Source organism: Intestinirhabdus alba (genome assembly GCF_009711095.1).
In the GTDB taxonomy this organism is placed as follows: domain Bacteria; phylum Pseudomonadota; class Gammaproteobacteria; order Enterobacterales; family Enterobacteriaceae; genus Intestinirhabdus; species Intestinirhabdus alba.
Genome location: NZ_WMJZ01000016.1, coordinates 1 through 17,821 on the forward strand (window position 1 = coordinate 1; position 17,821 = coordinate 17,821).

12 protein-coding genes are annotated in these 17,821 nt (G+C 55.0%); 4 read left to right on the plus strand and 8 right to left on the minus strand.

Going from position 1 to position 17,821, the window contains the following annotated elements:
- Window positions 1–1,199 precede the first annotated feature (1,199 nt).
- The 5 genes from GJV78_RS12375 to tamA form a co-directional block, all read right to left on the minus strand.
- The gene (locus GJV78_RS12375; RefSeq protein ID WP_155108650.1) at window positions 1,200–1,844 is read right to left on the minus strand and encodes a helix-turn-helix transcriptional regulator; all 645 of its coding nucleotides are present in this window, start codon (window positions 1,842–1,844) and stop codon (window positions 1,200–1,202) included.
- A gap of 504 nt (window positions 1,845–2,348) precedes the next feature.
- The gene (locus GJV78_RS23615) at window positions 2,349–2,762 is read right to left on the minus strand and encodes a hypothetical protein (protein ID WP_230979126.1); all 414 of its coding nucleotides are present in this window, start codon (window positions 2,760–2,762) and stop codon (window positions 2,349–2,351) included.
- A 1,602-nt stretch (window positions 2,763–4,364) separates the two neighbouring features.
- Complete coding sequence (locus tag GJV78_RS12385) at window positions 4,365–4,709, minus strand: gamma-glutamylcyclotransferase family protein (RefSeq protein WP_155108651.1); 345 nt, start codon at window positions 4,707–4,709, stop codon at window positions 4,365–4,367.
- 2 nt (window positions 4,710–4,711) lie between these two features.
- A complete protein-coding gene (gene tamB / locus GJV78_RS12390; protein ID WP_155108652.1) occupies window positions 4,712–8,488 on the minus strand; it encodes an autotransporter assembly complex protein TamB in 3,777 nt (1,258 codons plus the stop codon).
- Window positions 8,485–10,218 (minus strand): autotransporter assembly complex protein TamA, encoded by a 1,734-nt coding sequence (tamA, locus tag GJV78_RS12395; protein WP_167519538.1) that lies wholly within the window; start codon window positions 10,216–10,218, stop codon window positions 8,485–8,487. Before tamA ends, tamB begins: the two co-directional genes overlap by 4 nt.
- 660 nt (window positions 10,219–10,878) lie before the next feature.
- Between tamA and msrA the strand changes: the two genes are divergently transcribed.
- Window positions 10,879–11,517, plus strand: a complete 639-nt coding sequence (gene msrA / locus GJV78_RS12400) for a peptide-methionine (S)-S-oxide reductase MsrA (RefSeq protein WP_155108654.1) — start codon at window positions 10,879–10,881, stop codon at window positions 11,515–11,517.
- Window positions 11,518–11,840: 323 nt separating this feature from the next.
- A complete protein-coding gene (locus tag GJV78_RS12405) occupies window positions 11,841–13,178 on the plus strand; it encodes a hemolysin family protein (RefSeq protein ID WP_155108655.1) in 1,338 nt (445 codons plus the stop codon).
- Between the two features lie 71 nt (window positions 13,179–13,249).
- On the opposite strand, the gene GJV78_RS12410 is transcribed toward GJV78_RS12405, so the two are convergent.
- Window positions 13,250–13,456 (minus strand): DUF1107 domain-containing protein, encoded by a 207-nt coding sequence (locus tag GJV78_RS12410; protein ID WP_003856054.1) that lies wholly within the window; start codon window positions 13,454–13,456, stop codon window positions 13,250–13,252.
- Between the two features lie 323 nt (window positions 13,457–13,779).
- Here GJV78_RS12410 and GJV78_RS12415 point away from each other — a divergent pair, with 323 nt between their 5' ends.
- Both GJV78_RS12415 and GJV78_RS12420 read left to right on the plus strand, forming a co-directional pair.
- A complete protein-coding gene (locus GJV78_RS12415; protein WP_155108656.1) occupies window positions 13,780–14,334 on the plus strand; it encodes a YtfJ family protein in 555 nt (184 codons plus the stop codon).
- A gap of 603 nt (window positions 14,335–14,937) precedes the next feature.
- On the plus strand, window positions 14,938–16,350 hold the full coding sequence (locus GJV78_RS12420) for a sodium:solute symporter family protein (protein ID WP_155108657.1): 1,413 nt from the start codon (window positions 14,938–14,940) through the stop codon (window positions 16,348–16,350).
- A gap of 65 nt (window positions 16,351–16,415) precedes the next feature.
- Here GJV78_RS12420 and cysQ read toward each other — a convergent pair whose 3' ends face one another.
- Window positions 16,416–17,159 carry a 3'(2'),5'-bisphosphate nucleotidase CysQ gene (cysQ, locus tag GJV78_RS12425; protein WP_155108658.1) on the minus strand — a complete coding sequence of 248 codons (744 nt, stop codon included), beginning with the start codon at window positions 17,157–17,159 and terminating at the stop codon, window positions 16,416–16,418.
- A 233-nt stretch (window positions 17,160–17,392) separates the two neighbouring features.
- Window positions 17,393–17,773 carry a winged helix-turn-helix transcriptional regulator gene (locus GJV78_RS12430; RefSeq protein WP_155108659.1) on the minus strand — a complete coding sequence of 127 codons (381 nt, stop codon included), beginning with the start codon at window positions 17,771–17,773 and terminating at the stop codon, window positions 17,393–17,395.
- Window positions 17,774–17,821 lie beyond the last annotated feature (48 nt).

Genomic DNA, 17,821 nt, shown 5'->3' on the forward strand with positions numbered 1-17,821 from the left:
TTTTTCCGGTATCACTCGCATAGTTTCATCCTTAAAATTAAAGCCAGACCATCAGAGTTTTATTTACCTGCTGTTATTATTCCGGGCAGCCCTCAATAAAACAGGCAACGAAGTTGAATGTAGTAAGAGTGCATTTATTGGTTCACTCCTTACGGGTTCTCTTCCGCACCATCTATGCTCAGAGATATCTGGCCAATACCAGATATCTCTGACAGACCAGGCACTTAATCCATAGAAGCCTGGTTAAAATTAAAGTAGAGGGCTTAAATATTATAAGACGCATTATTTATACTAACCAGCCTGTAAGATTTCCGGAGCAATGGTGAAAGGTCCGCACACAGACAAAAACAGATTATTTAACCTTCGTCTGCCATCCTGAAAAACAGTATTTTTATCCATAAAAAAGATGATAACAGAATAAACCACCACACAATAAAAAAGCAAATTACAAACATAGTAATAAAGTATGTTTAAGAAGAGGCGTAAAATACACAATCTTAATAAGAACACCACATCTTATATGTTAAAAATCTCATACAAATAAAACTTTGCAAGTCGTAAAGCCAACCTTCTGAGAAGGCTCTTTTAACCCTCCCACAACAATCCGATAGCCATCATCCCCAGAACGTAAAAACACATTTCCCGGTCAATTGTTAAGCACAGCACATCAATTCTACGTTTATCAAAATTGCAATCAACTGCCTCATTACAAATAACTCATGGTGATACGCTTTAGTTCATTAATATGCACTTCAAACTTCAATTAATTACTTTGACAAATAATTATCGTTCAGAATGCAGATACAGAAAAAAGCGCAAAGATCATAAATTTATTTCGATATTGTGGAACTAATAGAGTAATTTCATGACGCTGTCAGGCCCGCCGTTGCCCTCGGCGATCCTATAAACCAGCGTCATCGGCAGACATAAGCTCTCTGGCTATAATATTTTACAAATATGTAACTTGAATAATTGTGTCTTCGTTTGTAGGAATCTCAGGATAAAGCTAATGGCCTCATTAAGACAGAAAACGACGACAAATCTGTTCTAAAACAGATTTGATCGCCGCCGGGCGGTAGCCCGAAAAATGAGAAGGATGGAAGAATCGGAAACTCCTGTCGCCAGTATACCTGCCACCTGAAGTATAACGGATATTTTTAGCCATGATAGCGTTACAGAAGATAGTAGAGCGGCAGTAGTCAAGTACTACCTGCGCGGGGCAATCTTTTTATCGAGCAATTAAACTTTTTTTCTATTTTACTTTTATTCGCATAGATGACATTAACGCTGGTCTGAAAGAAAGCAGCCATTCGCTTTGGCGAAACACCACGATAGAGTAGTCGTAGTATGGCAAACTCATTAATGGTAATTCGGGGCTTATTACTATTGGGAAGAATAATACTACCACCAACAATAGATATAATCTTCCTGATTATCTGCGTTATCGTATCGTCTGCGTAAATTATCCCTCCAGAAATTTCCAACGTTCTCATTTGGTCGAACCAGTAATTAGCAAAAGGTGCCATCGGCGTATCTACAATGAAAATAACCGTTGAATTCTTAAAAGACCAAAGCCAGCCGTCTGAAATAAAGTACTCAAAATTATTCATTGAAAAATCGATAAAAACGATTTGTTGTCCTGCCATATTCCGCGTTTTTTGCGGAGAAAGTTTCTCAATGAGCGTACTGACGCCCAGGCATAGCCAGGTATTTGTTGCGGGCCAGACGCAGTAAGGCGTTGTTGAACAAGCTTGCCATTCAGAAAGGCAGTGATGGTCTTTACCATAGGTGCATTTTTTTTCACTTCCGAAGTAATACTCTGTATTGGAATCGCGATCTAGCATTTTGACTTCTCCATTATCAGCCATCCTTTTATTCGCGTATATTTATGCGGCTATCCCGTCATATTACAGGCCACATACATACTGACTACCTGACTATCCGGCTCATTCATGAGCCTCGCCCTTGCGGCTCATAATACGGAGGCGTTCCAGGCGGTTCCCCAGCGATTTAACGCGCCTCCCAGCCATAGCGTTAGCTATACCCGTCATACTTCAGATTTCATCTGCGCTGACCCTACGGGCCACCCCCTGAAGGGCCGCCGCCAGCGGCGTTCAGGTCAGCCAGGCCGGCTTGCCCGGTCACTGACGCCGGAAAGCTCCCGGTGATTCATGAGGGGCATCCTTGCCCCTCACCAGAGACGACCTGTGGCTGTTCAAATTCGTTCCTGACGAATTTGTCACCTCCGCCACTTTCCTGCAGCCCGACTCATTCAGGACATATCTATTTTTGCTGACGACTCATTAACCGGAATATGTTTCGCCCTGTTGTAAGTCCAGCGCATCAGTTCAGATTTTTGAAATCGTATTCATCCGGTTACGGATTTCAATAAATGTCTGACTTTTTACCCGATCGCAGATCAGGTTCAGCTTATCGTTAAGGGTCAGGGTCATCACCTCTTTGGGATCTTTTTCCATTAGATCTTCATTTTCACTGTAATAACTATAGGAGGCGTTAATAGAATCAAACTGCGACCGGTATATTGAAAATGCCGTAGGGTTAAGTTTTTTGAGCAGATCAAAATTATCCGTACACTGCCGACTCTCAGTTTTAGCGATAGAGGCTCCCTGCACCGCCGCGGGCGAAGGCTTGTTGGCTGTTGCTTTCTTGCCCATTGAGGTTGTACAACCGGAGAGCGATACCACAGTAGCAATAAGGGTTGCGGAAAAAAAGACGGATTTTTTGCTGAGAATTGTGAACATATTTCATCCTTAAAATTTATAAATTGACTGCAGGACAGAGTGTATCCCGCCCCGACAGCTTCGGTGCTTACCATCTGGCAAGCCGACGTGAGAAAAGTTAATACAAGGGATATTCCCGCTATCTTTCAATTTGCAGATGTGTAGTTTTACCCAATCTTTGATCTTACCCCTTCAGGATCACGTTCAAGCCGTCCCCTGATAATTTCTCCAGACAATAACCAGTTTCCGGGAATCCATAAAGGGTGACGCTGCCTAAGGCAAAGGCTGCCTGGGGCTACTCAAATTCACTTCTGACGAATTTCTTTCTACTGCCATTGTTCCTCTACCGTTCAAATAACGTCAAACTGCATGTGCGTTGGCTTTTGTGTTACTCGTCTCACTTCATGAAACTCAACCTGACGAACCACTGCCATACGGTGTTCAAGAATGGTTTTCGGCCAGGTTGCCGTCCCTCCGATCGGAAACTCCCAGGGATGAAATGAGATACATCCTTATCCATCACTAAAGGGGGCATACGATTATGCAAGTTCGTAACCTGACGAATTTACCGCTCGCTTGCCGGGTGATTCGGCCCTTAGCGCCTTCCGCCTTCGGGATCCACTCTATGGCTGTTCAAAACAGCTTTGCGTTTTGTCATGCAACTCAAATTATTTAGGATATATATTCTATATCTACCTATAATTTGGGTAATAAATCATAAGTAAAATAGCGGAATTAATATAAACTAAATTATTCACCTGAGACAATCGGGTATTTTTCTTACGGGATACGAATCACTGTCCGGAATCAGACAAAAGAAATTTAGTTTTTGTTTTATTTATTGATAATAAAGCACAAGTCCCTGGATACATAAAAAAAACAGGATTTAACAGTAGGCAATCACAAATGAATAGTGAAAAAGTCAGTAGACGGCTGATGCGATACAAGCGTTATGCCCCCTCAACAATTTAGGATTGCACCGGGTTTAGCAATGAGATTCTTACATACAAACACGATAAACACTTAGCTACAGGATGTACTGTAAATCTGGCAGCTTATAACGGACACGCCCTTCTACAAAGCACAATGAAGCGATTTAAATAAAACAACCAGCAGCACCAGTAAATGTTATTGTTCATTCAATAGAATCTTCTCATGCCGACAAAAACAACAATAGCGCCGGGGTGCCCCCGCTAACGGGGTTATCCATCCTCCGATCGAGCGGCGTCTCTTAACCGGACGTGGCGTCGACGCTGAGCCAGAAGTCGCGCAGGTCCTTATGAAAAGCGGCGGCCCGTGCGCCGGAGCGTAAAACCTCGCCCCGGCGGTAACCGTGCGATTAAAAAACGGTATCTTCTGAATGCGGTGATGATGACCCGACGCGGGTCGTGAGATCGGATGAACGATACGCGCGACCCGCGACGGCGCGATAGCCGCCCGCCGGATCGCCGGGTAAAAAGGTATAGGGTAGCGTCGTCAGCGCCTGGCAGAGGCCAATTTCCGACGCCCGACGCTCAGGGCGCGCATTACCGGCTCAACGTAAGCGGCCACGCCCAGCGGAGCTGCTTTCCCACAGCGCTTTCCGGGCCGCTAACGCGGCCCCACGGGCGGGAAACGCCGGTTTCAGAAGCGGTCCCTGTCAAGCCAGTTGCCGGTTTCAATCCGCGTTAATCCCGCTACCGAACGCTGGTAGACGTACATCCAGGCGCTGCCGTAGGGCGTCTGGATTAACTGACGGGCGTATTCGCCACCCCTGGTGCGCAGGGCATCAAGTTCGGCCAGCGTGGCGTTATCAATACGATAAACTTCCCCCTGTACCGTTCCGTTACCCGGAACCGCGCCTGGATAGTGGCCCAGACTGTACAGCTGATAATTATCAATACTGTAATTCCCCAGCAGCTGGGCGTTGGTCATCCAGTGGCTGTTGCCTTGATTGATTCGTAAACTGCCATAGACAAATATTCGCATCGCTAAAACTCGAACTGATAGAGCAAATCCAGTGCCTGATCTACGCCAGACACGGCTTCCAGATACAGCTTAGGCATCAGGCGATAACGTAACGTGAGCGTCGCCAGGGAGTCAAATATACCTACGCCATATTTTACCTGCAGACCGGGCAGAACATAGCCGCTGACCACCACCTGGGACGAATCACCGACCCCCTGCGTGTCCAGCGCCAGGTTGCTGACGCCAAAGGTTTCCCCGATTTTACCCACAACCTGGCCACTTTGTGCAACGCCCAGACCAATCAGCATCGAGGTCATCGCCTCGCTGTCGCTTTGGTTGCTGTCCAGCCCCTGGCCGCGCAGCAAATAGGAGAGCGCCTCCTGCTGCGACATCGCCGGATCGGAGAAGATCTCCGCCTTCGGCTCATCGGCGGAACCGGTGACGCGCACCCCAGCGATAACGTCATTTTCCGTCGACTCCGGATTACGAATGGCCTCAATGTTCAGCAGCGGCTGATCCGGCGGACCGGAGAACAGCAGCTCGCCTTTACGCACCAGCAGATCCTGGCCATAGGCGTGGAACCGGCCTTCCGGGATGGTAATCTGCCCGTTCAGCCCCAGCCCCTGTTTATCCTGGGCGACCTTCAGATCGCCGGTCAGCCGCGCCTTCAGACCAAACGCATCTATCCGCACGTTATTGCCGACGTGCACAGTCAGATTGCTGTTGATGGGAATAGCGGCGGTCCGGGCCTCCTCCGGCTGGAGATCGCGGTTCAGCATCACCTCATCGCTGGAGACCCCGACCGCGCTTTCCGGCAGCTCTTTCACCTGAATGCGCGCCCAGGGCACGTCCACGCGCCCGTCAAGGGTGAACAGGGCCGGCGTCGCCTCAAAGACCACGTCCGGCGAAACATCCAGACGCACCATCGGCGGCACGGTTATCCGCACCCGGCTGCCTTTCGCCGCCACCCGCGCCCGCCAGTTGTCGATCTGGCTCCAGTCGGCATCGCCGCTCAGATCGATCTGCCCCTGAACGGTACGCACCACGCCCGTCAGCGTGGAGCGCGTGCCGTTGAAGTTCATGGCAAGCTGGCTCGGCTGCATATCAAACGGCATAAAATTCCCGTCGATATCAAGACCGTTAAGCTGCAGCTGGCCAAACAGCTGCGGGCTTTGCAGGTTGCCGCCCAGACGCAGACCCGCGTTCAGCGCTCCCGCCGCCTTCTCACCGCGCTCGAAGATGGGGTTGATCATCGCCAGATTAACGTTGCGGATCGTGACGTTGCCGCCAAGATTGCGCCGCCCCTGCGGATCGGTGACCTGCACCTGGCCGTCCAGCTCACCGCTGTTAGCCAGGCGGATCGTCCAGCCCAGCTGCGCCCGGTTATTATGCAGGTCGGCGCTCAGGTTCAGGGTGTCGAAAGCCAGCGGCAGCGGCGCGTTATTGACCGTCTGAGTGACCTTCACGTTACGCCCGGAAAGGGTGACGCTGCCCTGGGGAAGCCCCTCTTTCCCGGCGTCCCACGCGAGGTCCGCTTTGCCGCTGAAAACGCCGCTGGCGCGGGTGGCTTCCGGCATAAACGGCCGCAGCATCGCCAGATCGAAACGGTTAAGATTAACCACCGCCCGCCCTTCGGCGCCGGCGTCGATAGTCTGCGGCACGCACAGCTCCGCGTTCGGGTTTGTCCAGCAGTGCGGGCCGATGCTGATTTTCTGCAGCCGGCTGCGGTAATCAAGGGCCACGTCGCGGGTCTGGGACCACGGGCCAACCGGCGTCCGGAAGCGGGCGTTGCTCAGGGCTCCCTTCCAGCGCCCCTCCTGCCGATCGAAGCTGCCCGCCAGATCCAGCTGGCCGGAGACCGGCTCGCCCGTCACGCGCAGCTGCAGCTGGTGCTGCTGCTCGCTGCCCTTCACGTTCAGAGTCACAAGGCTAATATCGACGTCGGGCTGCGCGATCCGCTCCACGCGGACGCTGAGATCGCCGGCGATCCGATCGGTGGACTTAATATCGCCCTGGACGCGCACCTGGGCCACGGAGAGTTCCTGCCAGCGCAGGCCGTGCGCGGTAATATCCGCCAGCAGCTGCGGCGCTTCCACCGTCCCACGCACGTTAATGCGCCCCTTCGCCGTTCCGCCAAGCCCCGGCAGCGCGTTGTCCAGCCCCGGCGCGTCGATAACGGCGTCGAGATTGAGATCCTTCACGCCCAGCTCGCCCTTCACGTCGGCGCGGTTGGCACCCAGCGCCAGCTGCAGCCCCGGAATAGTCCACTGCATATAACTGTTGCCCTTCAGGGCTCCGTCCACGCTAACCTTATTCTGCTTAACGTTACCGGCCAGCTTCAGCTCCGGCACCTCCATCTGCCAGCTGCCGCCGTACAGGCTGCCCCGCGTTTTCACCAGGCCGTTAAGTTTCGACGGCCATTCGGGAAAGGCCTTTGCGGTGTTGATACCGTTCAGCGTCAGCTCGCCGCGCCAGCTAATCGCCTGCTGCCAGTCGAGCAGCGCCTTCAGCTCGGTTTTCCCTTCCAGAGCCGCCACCGTCAGCTTGTCGAGATTAAGCTGCAGCTCGTTGCCCTTCGCATCAAGGGTGATGGCGGCAGGCGGCAGATCCTGCCCCTTCACCGCCGCGCGCAGCGACAGCGTATAGTCGGTCATCCTGCCGCTCATTTTGAGCTTCAGATCGTCGGCCTGAAACTGCTTCGCACCGCTGAAGGGCCAGGAGATCCGTTTGCTGGCCACCTCAAGGTTCAGCGGCAGCCCGGCCTCCGCTAGCCGGGTCTGAGCGCGCAGATCGACGTCCAGCGGGCCGGAGAGGTTAATCCCCATCTCCAGCCGATCGCGCAGCGCCCCGCCCACCTTGAGTTTCACCTTCTCGCCCTTCAGCGGATCGATATTCAGCGTGCCGTTCAGAGTGATATCCAGCGGCCAGCTGTTGGTCAACTGCGCCGTTCCCGTCGCCTTGATGGCTCCCTCATTGGCGTCGATATCCAGCGTCTCCAGCTTCATGTTGCCGTCGATGCTGCTGACCTTCAGCAGCATACTGCGCACCGTCAGCTCGGTGTCGCCGGTCAGGCGCAGCTGCTCGCCCTTAAAGGCTTCAATATTAAGGTTCAGCGGCAGATGCACGTCGGTCATCTCCGGCAGCACCGGCCTGGAGAAGAGATCCTTCAGCGTTTCGCCAAGCGGCTTTTCATCCGGCTGCGGGTTCTGGATCTTCGGCTCCACCACCTCTTCCTGGGCAACTTCCGCCACCTTCGGCAGGGCGATCAGCAGCCCCTGCAGCGAGGTCGGCTTCAGGGTCAGATTTTTCTCCTGCCAGCTCAGGCCGGAGGTGAAATCCATTATGGAAACGGTGGTGTCATCAATCCTGATATTGACGTTATTCAGCGCCACCCTGGAGAGGGTTACGGGCCAGGGCGTCGAGAGATCCAGCGGACCGCTCTCCTCTTCTTCCTCCTGGGCGGCGGGGGGCATTTTTTTACTGTCGATGACAACGTTAATATCCTTCAGCGCCAGGTCGTTAACGCACAGGCTGCTGTGCCACAGGCAGTTAAGCCCAACCGCCAGATGAACATCGCCCGCGCTGACCGCCACGCCGGGCTGGGTATAGCGAATATTTTTCAGCGACAGATCGCGCCAGCCGCCGGTGACCTGACCAATCTCCAGCCCTGGCACCCAGCGATTTGCCGCGCCAAACAGCAGATGCAGACCGCTGGTGGTGCCCACCAGAAACGCCGCTGCGCCCAGCAGCAGCAGAAGAAAAATCAGCACGCCGAGGCTTACTTTCCGCCATAAACTCATAATTCCGGCCCCAGACCGATATAAAACTGTAAACCGTGTTTATCTTTATCGCCGAGCGGCACGGCGAGATCGAACTTGATCGGGCCGACCGGAGACTGCCAGCGTACGCCCACCCCGGTGCCGGTTTTAACGTCGCTTTTACGGATGTCGCTGACCGCTTCGCCGCCGTCGACGAATACCGCCCCCCACCATTTACCGCTGACGTTGTACTGATACTCCAGCGAGCCGGTCGCCAGCTTCGAGGCCCCTTTCAGATCGCCGTTGCTGTCCTTCGGAGCAATAGATTTGTACTTATAGCCGCGTATGCTGCGATCGCCGCCGGCGAAGAAGCGCAGGTCCGGCGGCACCCGGTCGAAATCGCCGGTCTCAATCCAGCCCAGGTTGCCGCGCACCACGAAACGGTGGCGATCGTACAGCGTACGGATCCAGACGTTTTGCGCCTGCAGCACTGAGAAATCAACGTCAGAACCCCAGGCGGTGTTGGAATAGTCAACGGAATAGCGCTGGGAGTCGCCCCAGGTCGGCATCAGCCCGCCGCGCGAGCGGGTGCGGCTGACCGATACGCCGGGATAGAACAGCATGGTGGTATGGGTGACCTCCCCCTGGGTAAAATGGTCGAAGCTCCAGCGCAGATTGATGGCCCGCTGCCAGCCGCTGGAGAGATCCCAGTAGCGCGAAACCGCCAGGGTGGTGGAATCGGCTTCGGTATCGTTCAGATCGGTACGCTTAAATCCGCCCTGCACCAGGTAGTATTGCTCCAGCGGATTTTTTAACAGCGGAATTTTATAGCTGAAGTCGAGGATCTGCTCCGGGGCCGAAACGCTGGTGCTGGTCACCAGACTGTGGCCGTAAGCGTTGACCCACGGCTTCTTCCACGTCGCCTTCACCCGCGGCCCGACGTCGGTAGAGTAGCCGACCCCGGTCTCAATGGTGTTTTCGGCGCGCGGCGATACCACCCCCTTCAGCGGCAGCACCCTGGTCTGGCGGGCCTTCTCAAATTCCGGGGCCACCACCACCGAATTAAACCAGCCGGTCGCGGAGAGACGCCGGTTCAGCTCCGCCATCTCTTTTGAGGTGTATTCATCGCCTTCGTCGAACGGCACCAGATGCTGCAGGTATTCGTCGCGGATCTGCGAGCCTTCAAAGGTGACGTGGCCGAAGCGATAGCGCTCGCCGCTGTTATAGTCAATGTCCCAGAAAGCCTGGCGGCGGTCGAGGGCGACCCCAAGCTGGCTTTTATTGAATTCACTGTCGAAATAGCCTTTCCGCAGCGCTATCCGGGTTAACGACTTTTTAAAATCATCGTACTCCCCATGATTAAGCACCTTCCCGTTAGCCGGCCGCATTTTCAGCAGATCGAGGTAATCCCTGTCGCTCCGCGCGCCGCCGCGTAAAATCACCGTCGTGCCAGCGATGCGCACCGGCTCCCCTGGCCTGACGCTGACGCGCAGCTCCTGGCGTCCCTTCGCCGGAGGCGGACGTAAATCAAAATCGATAGTTGGCTCGTAATAGCCCAACGCCTTCAACCCCTCGCGGATAGCGTCATCAACGCGCGCGCGAAAACGCCGGTCGGGCGTTACCTCGTCGCTTTCAATGGTGGAGAGCTGGGCGCGTACGTTTTTCTCCAGCTCGCCCGACAGCCCTTCGACCTTCAGGCGGATGTTCGCGGCCAGGGCTGAGCCGCTTAAGCACAACAGGCCGACCCAGCATAACTGACGGATATATGCCACTTTTACTCCTGTCTGTCCCCTATTCCCACCCCAGGAAAGAGATGATAATGCCGCTCCACGGCTTAACAAAAACCCAATAATTGGGATTAAAAAAAGTACGACTACCCAAATATTTCTTATGTTTAATGTAGACGCATTATTTTTCGTTATTGTGTGCAAATATGCGCCTTGATACAACCTGTACCCATTAGTTTTCACGTTGTATTACGGCGACAAACCGGCGTATACCCTAAATAATTCGAGTTGCAGGACAAAACGCAGCGCGTTTTGAACAGCCCAGAGCTGGCCCCGAAGGGGTGAGGTCCCTGGGCTGAATAAAGCCAACGCACATACAACCTGAAGTATGACGGGTATAGTTCGCTGAAACTTACCGTAATAAGAGGCCAGGCGGTCTTCTTTCACCGTCCGTGAGCGTCCCCAGGGGACATTCAGGCGCGCGGCGTACAGATAAGATCGACGAATGATTCGCGACGCTCCCCCCAACGGGGCCGCCCCCGCGAACGTTCACAACGCGATGCGTTTTGTGTAAGCGCAATCCGACTTCAGATGGCAGGTAAAACGGGCCGACGGGACAGCCTCTGCGCCGTTCGGATAAGCAAAGGCGGGCCGCACCGGCAAGACGACGCCTGGCCCCATGACCCTTTTCGGGAGAGCGATACCATGAGTTTATTTGATAAGAACCACCTGATTTCACAGGCCGATGCCCTGCCGGGACGCAATACGCCGATGCCCGTGGCGACGCTTCACGCGGTTAACCAGCACTCCATGACCAACGTGCCTGACGGTATGGAGATCGCCCTGTTCGCAATGGGCTGCTTCTGGGGCGTGGAGCGGCTGTTCTGGCAGCTCCCCGGCGTTTACAGTACCGCCGCGGGCTACGCCGGAGGCTATACGCCTAATCCCACCTACCGGGAGGTCTGCTCCGGCGAAACCGGCCACGCCGAGGCGGTGCGGGTGGTTTACGATCCGGCGGTTATCCGCTATGAACAGCTGCTGCAGGTCTTCTGGGAAAACCACGACCCGGCGCAGGGCATGCGCCAGGGCAACGATCGCGGTACTCAGTATCGCTCGGCGATCTATCCGCTGACGCCCGAACAGGAGAGCGCCGCCCGCGCCACGCTTTCACGCTTCCAGACGGCGATGGCCGCCGCCGGAGACCAACGTGCTGTCACCACAGAAATCTGCCCCGCCATGCCGTTCTACTATGCCGAGGACGAGCATCAGCAGTATCTGCATAAAAATCCGTACGGCTACTGCGGCATCGGCGGCATTGGCGTCTGCCTGCCGCCGGAGGCTTAACGCCCCTGCGGCCGGACGCGACGGGCCTGCCCTGCGCCATCATACCTGGCTCACGACGCGCTCCTGGGCAGGCGCTAAGCCTCTGGCGGCGTTACAGCGCCTTACGCTATACTAGCGTCGCTGGCGACTATTCGGGCCTGGTGCAAGGCGCAAGCCGTGAACGTCTGGTAATGCCAGACGCACAGCGAGTCACGCGGCAGCGGTCCTGAATGGCCCTGGCCCCTGAACTTACCGGCTCACTGCTACGGGCCGGTTTTCACTGTGTTTTCACACAAATGGTATCAACTTCCCTTCCGAGGATCTGGCAATAGGCCGGATAAACTATGTTAAACAGTATCTTAGTAATACTTTGTCTTATTGCGGTCAGTGCATTTTTTTCAATATCGGAAATCTCGCTGGCCGCATCCCGTAAAATTAAGCTGAAGCTGCTGGCCGATGAAGGCAACCTTAACGCGCAGCGGGTCCTGAAGATGCAGGAAAACCCCGGCATGTTCTTTACCGTGGTGCAGATCGGCCTGAACGCGGTGGCGATTCTTGGCGGTATCGTCGGCGATGCGGCCTTTTCTCCGGCGTTTTACTCCCTTTTCTCGCGCTATCTGTCGCCTGAGCTTTCCGAACAGCTGAGCTTTATTCTCTCCTTCTCGCTGGTCACCGGCCTGTTTATTCTCTTTGCGGACCTTACCCCGAAACGCATCGGTATGATTGCGCCAGAAGTCGTGGCTTTGCGCATCATCAACCCCATGCGCTTCTGCCTGTTTGTCTTCACTCCGCTGGTGTGGTTCTTTAACGGGCTGGCAAACGTGATCTTCCGCATCTTTAAGCTGCCGATGGTGCGCAAAGACGATATTACCTCCGATGACATTTACGCCGTGGTCGAGGCGGGAGCGCTGGCGGGCGTGCTGCGCAAGCAGGAGCACGAATTGATTGAGAACGTGTTTGAACTGGAGTCCCGCACGGTGCCCTCCTCTATGACCTCACGCGAAAACATTATCTGGTTTGATCTCCACGAGGACGAACAGAGCCTGAAAACCAAGGTCGCAGAGCATCCGCACTCTAAGTTCCTGGTCTGCAACGAGGATATCGACCATATCATCGGCTATGTTGACTCGAAAGATCTGCTTAACCGCGTGCTGGCCAACCAAAGCATGGCCCTCAACAGCGGGGTGCAGATCCGCAACACGCTCATCGTTCCGGACACGCTGACCCTTTCTGAAGCGCTGGAAAGCTTTAAGGCTGCGGGGGAAGACTTTGCGGTGATTATGAACGAGTATGCGCTGGTGGTCGGGGTAATTACGCTCAATGACGTCATGACCACCCTGATGGGCGACCTGGTGGGTCAGGGGCTGGAGGAGCAGATCGTGGCGCGCGATGAAAATTCATGGCTGGTTGACGGCGGCACGCCGATTGACGACGTGATGCGCGTGCTGGACATCGACGAGTTTCCGCAGTCCGGGAACTATGAAACTATCGGCGGCTTTATGATGTTTATGCTGCGTAAAATCCCGAAACGCACCGACTCGGTGAAGTTCTCCGGCTATAAGTTTGAAGTGGTCGACATCGACAACTATCGAATCGATCAGCTGCTGGTGACGCGCCTGGACAGCAAGCCCGGCGTGCTGACGCCAAAGCTGCCGGACGCAAAGGAGAAGAGCGGGGAGTAAGCCCTGAAAACATCAACGGCTCCCTCGGGAGCCGTTTGTACACTGCAGCAAACTTCTGCCCAGCGCTTCGGTTAAGCCATCTCGGTTTGTAGACGCATAACCTGACGATTCACTTCTGACATGACGGACAGATGCTGTTTATCTTTCACTTTTGGGATAAGGATTTTTCCCTTATCGAACTCAAAAGCGCCCACGTCCTTGATGTATAGCCGTCCACGGAACAGGATCTTCACGTACTTCGCCACCTGAAGCGGGTTGTAGCGTTGGAAAATTTTCATTGTTGTCTCCTGCTAAATCTTACGCCCCTGCGGTGCCACAATCGGCCCAGCGTTCTGAAGCGCAAATTTTAATGCCATTTGACTATAGACTATCTGCTTAATGTTTCCAGTTTGTATAAGTTTATTTACCATTAAATTACATTTATTCAGAATAATCTTTCTGGCCGACCCTTCGCTTCAGTATATGACGCTATTTTTCCCGGAAATTGTGCGCCCGTCCGCAAACTGGCGCAGCGCGTGCAGGAAAAGCCGCCGCTCCCTACATATGCTTACCCTTTGACCCCGGTGGTCGGATCGCCTGCACATAACCCTAAGGAAACACCATGACCCTACAAAAACTGATGGCCCTGTCATGCCTGCTGCTGCCAATGCTGGCCTCCGCGCACGGTTTTGAAAAAGACCAGCGGGTACCGCCGGTGGGGATTACCGATCGCGGCGAGCTGATGCTGAACCACGATACCTTCAGCTATAAAAGCTGGAACAGCGCGCAGCTCCCCGGCAAAGTGCGCATTCTGCAACACATCGCCGGGCGCAGCTCCGCCAAAGAGAAAAACGCCGGCCTGATTGAGGCAATCAAATCAGCAAAGCTGCCCCATGACCGCTATCAGACGACCACCATCGTCAACGCTGACGACGCCATACCCGGCACCGGCATGTTTGTGCGCAGTAGCCTTGAAAGCAATAAGAAGCTTTACCCCTGGTCGCAGATTATCGTCGACAGCAACGGCGTGGCGCGTAAAGCCTGGCAGCTTGACGCAGGAAGCTCGGCCGTGGTAGTGCTCGATAAAGACGGGCGCGTGCGGTGGGCAAAAGATGGCGCACTCACTCAGGAAGAGGTGCAGCAGGTTATCTCCCTGCTGCATACGCTACTTAAATAGTTTCCCGGCGCACGCTATTCCCCTCCAGCGCGGCGGAAATAGCGTGACGTTGCGGGCAAACATCGTCCAGGGAAACGACTCAGACCAGCTACGATATTTTATGCTTTATTTGTCGGCGGACGTTCTTATTTAACCGGCGGGGTCGCTCCTGTGCCGCCGCGCCAGTTTTTTATCTTCGCCACAGCCTCTTTATCTTTAAGAAAAGTCATCTTTTATCGTGAGCGAAGGCTTTACTTTAGTTCAGTAAAAATAGCCGGACAAAGAGGTGAATAATATTATCCGGTAAAAAGTTACCCGGCTGCGATAATGACCGCCGCGCGGAGCCTGTCGGAAACGCCGGAGGCGGTTTCAGCAGAGACAGCGGTAGTCAGCGCCCCGCGATAAGCCGCTGAAAAAAAGAAAACAAGGGGAGACGGGGGCCATTCGGACTCCGCTTTTCATGGCCGGGAATGTATAAATTGATACGCCCGTTATCAAAATGAGTTCCCGTTATCATTTTTGAATAAATAACAGTGACGGATTTCTCACTTATTTTACATAACTATCCGCCGCACTGGCACAGGAATTGAATAAAAAGAACTTTCACCGTTACAGGAGAAAGTCATGGATCATAAAACTACTATTTATATTATTATAGTAATATATATGATATCAATGATTGGCATTGGACTTTATGCCAAAACAAAAATTAAAAACGTTGAGGATTATCACCTGGCCGGACGCCGTCTCGGCCCGGTAATGCTGGCCGGTACGCTGGCCGCAACGGAGATCGGCGGCGGCAGCTCGGTCGGCGTTGCGGCGAAAGCCTACGGTGCCTGGGGGCTTTCCGCCGGCTGGTACGTGATCGCCACCGGACTGGGCATTTTTCTGGTCTCGTTTATCGCCCCCTATATGCGCCGGGCGATGGCGACCACCGTTCCGGAAATCATCGGACGCCGGTACGGCACCGGCAGCTACCTGATTACCACCTGCCTCTCTCTGCTGGCGTTAGTCACGCTGGGGGCGGCGCAGATCACCGCCACGGCGACTATCGTCCACGTGCTGACCGGCTTTAACACCCAGTACGCCATTATTATCTCCGGCGTGGTGGTGGTTTTTTATACGTGGATTGGCGGCATGTGGAGCGTCACGCTGACCGACTTTGTTCAGTTCTTTCTCATTATTTTCGGCTTCGCCATCGCCGTTCCGGTGTCGCTCTCAATGCTGGACGGCGGCTGGAGCTATGTGGTGGAAAGCGTCCCCGCCGAACAGTTTGAGATGACCCGGCTGGGCTGGAAAACCATTCTGGGCCTGACGGTCATGTACTTTATGACCTTCTCCACCGGGCAGGAAGCCGTACAGCGCTACTATTCAGCAAAGAACGAACGGGTCGCCATCGGCGGTTCGCTGCTGTGCAGCCTGTTTATGGCTATCTACGCCTTCATTCCGGCGGTGCTGGGGCTGATCGCGCTGGCCGCCTTTCCTGATATCGACCCGAATAACGCGCTGGCGACCGTGTCCGTTCATCTGCTGCCGCCGCTGGTGTCGGGGCTGCTGCTGTCGGCGGTGATATCCGCCACCCTCTCCAGCGCCTCCGGGGATCTGCTGGGGGCGGCCAGCACCTGGGTGAAGGATATTCACGAACCTTATTTTCAGAAAAAAGAGGTCGATACGCTGAAGATGAGCCGCTGGGTGGTGCTGGTGGTCGGTATTTTCTCCATTCTGATCGCCCTGTGGAGCGGCGAGATCATCAGCCTGCTGATGTTTGCCTTTACGCTGCGCGCCACCGGTCCCTTCGCCGCCTATCTGTTCGGCCTGCTGTGGGAAGGCGCAACGCCGAAGGCGGGACTGTGGTCGATTATTACAGGTTCGCTGGCCGGACTTGGCTGGCAGCTGGCGGGAGAGCCATGGGGTATTATGGCTATTATCGCCGGGTCGCTGGTCAGCGTGACCTTTTTTGTGCTGGTCGCCTGGGCTGAACGTCGGGCTGGCGTAGCGCCTGCCCCCTCCGCCTATCCGGACGGCGACGAGCGCTAGCTTTCGCCCGCGCTTCGTTTAGGCCCGTAACCGGGCGGCGTCAACGCCCGGTTACGGGACACAGCCTAGTAGATGGACACCCGAAAGCCGGGGTTAAGGAACGATTCACGCGGCGTGTAATCCAGCGTTTTCCCCTGCCAGTCGTGAATGTGCGCTCCGGCGGCGGCGGCGACCGCATGGCCTGCGGCGGTGTCCCAGACGTTGGTCGGCCCAAAGCGCGGATAGAGCTGCGCCTGCCCCTCGGCCACCAGACAAAACTTCAGGGAAGAGCCAATCGAGGTGGTCTGATGGTCGCCCAACTGCTGTAAATACTCCTTTAGCTCCTCGTCATCGGCATGTGAGCGGCTGATAACGACCAGAGGCGGGCGGGCGTCGCGCACCTGAATCGGCTTGCGCACGCCGCACTCCTCCTTCCACGCTTTCCCCTCCGCCGCGCCGTACATCACCTTCATCACCGGCGCATACACCACCCCCAGCACCGGCCTGCCCTGGTCGATCAGCGCAATGTTGACGGTAAACTCGCCGTTACGCTTAATAAACTCTTTAGTTCCGTCCAGCGGGTCCACCAGCCAGTAGCGCTGCCAGCGTTGGCGCACCTCCCAGGCGGGCGGATCCTCTTCCGACAGCACCGGGATCGCCGGCGTCAGCGCCTGTAACCCCGCGACAATAACGGCATGGGCGGCAAGATCCGCCGCGGTAACCGGAGAGTCGTCCGCCTTGCTGGCGATCTCTATAGGGCTGGCTCCCTCATAGACCTGCATAATGGCATCGCCTGCGCTTCGGGCCAGCTGGCATATCTGTTCTAACATTCTCCACCTCGCTTCTGTCAGTGGGGTTAACTTATTGTTTTATTTATACCCGATCGTCGGGAGATCCGCCAACTGTGAAAGCCTTTGCGGTTTTAGCAGACGACCTTATGGCATGATTCACGGTGCTGTAAGCAGGAAACCGCGGTGTAAAGGATTTCAGGCTACATCAGAGAGGCAACGCTACGGTAAATTCGTCAACTGCGGGTCTGAACGACCGACACCACTTCACGCCGCTACGCCGCCCGCACATCCCGCTGCGCCAGCACCTGTGGCAGGTTCATCTCGATCCAGTCCGCCAGCGCGGCGACTCTGTCGCTCACCTGCTCGCCCAGCGGGGTCAGGCTGTACTCTACGTGGGGCGGCACCACCGGATAGGACACCCGATTAATAAAGCCATCGTACTCCAGCGCCTGCAGCGACTGCGCCAGCATTTTTTCGCTGACGCCGCCCATTTTGCGCCGCAGATCGCTGAAGCGGTGCGTGCCGTCGCGCAGCGCCACCAGAATCAGCACGCCCCAGCGGCTGGTCACATGTTTTAACACCTCGCGGGAAGGGCACTGCTCGGCGAACAGATTGCCACTGCGCAGCTGTTCAGAAAGGGAGCGATTCGTCATCTTCATACTTACCTTTTTGTGCGTACTTACTAAAAGTAAGTTTAGGTG

Coding starts and splice junctions, on each gene's coding strand:
- GJV78_RS12375 (WP_155108650.1), bottom strand. CDS start 1,844: ATGCTAGATCGCGATTCCAATACAGAGTATTACTTCGGAAGTGAAAAA.
- GJV78_RS23615 (WP_230979126.1), bottom strand. CDS start 2,762: ATGTTCACAATTCTCAGCAAAAAATCCGTCTTTTTTTCCGCAACCCTT.
- GJV78_RS12385 (WP_155108651.1), bottom strand. CDS start 4,709: ATGCGAATATTTGTCTATGGCAGTTTACGAATCAATCAAGGCAACAGC.
- tamB (WP_155108652.1), bottom strand. CDS start 8,488: ATGAGTTTATGGCGGAAAGTAAGCCTCGGCGTGCTGATTTTTCTTCTG.
- msrA (WP_155108654.1), top strand. CDS start 10,879: ATGAGTTTATTTGATAAGAACCACCTGATTTCACAGGCCGATGCCCTG.
- GJV78_RS12405 (WP_155108655.1), top strand. CDS start 11,841: ATGTTAAACAGTATCTTAGTAATACTTTGTCTTATTGCGGTCAGTGCA.
- GJV78_RS12410 (WP_003856054.1), bottom strand. CDS start 13,456: ATGAAAATTTTCCAACGCTACAACCCGCTTCAGGTGGCGAAGTACGTG.
- GJV78_RS12415 (WP_155108656.1), top strand. CDS start 13,780: ATGACCCTACAAAAACTGATGGCCCTGTCATGCCTGCTGCTGCCAATG.
- GJV78_RS12420 (WP_155108657.1), top strand. CDS start 14,938: ATGGATCATAAAACTACTATTTATATTATTATAGTAATATATATGATA.
- cysQ (WP_155108658.1), bottom strand. CDS start 17,159: ATGTTAGAACAGATATGCCAGCTGGCCCGAAGCGCAGGCGATGCCATT.
- GJV78_RS12430 (WP_155108659.1), bottom strand. CDS start 17,773: ATGACGAATCGCTCCCTTTCTGAACAGCTGCGCAGTGGCAATCTGTTC.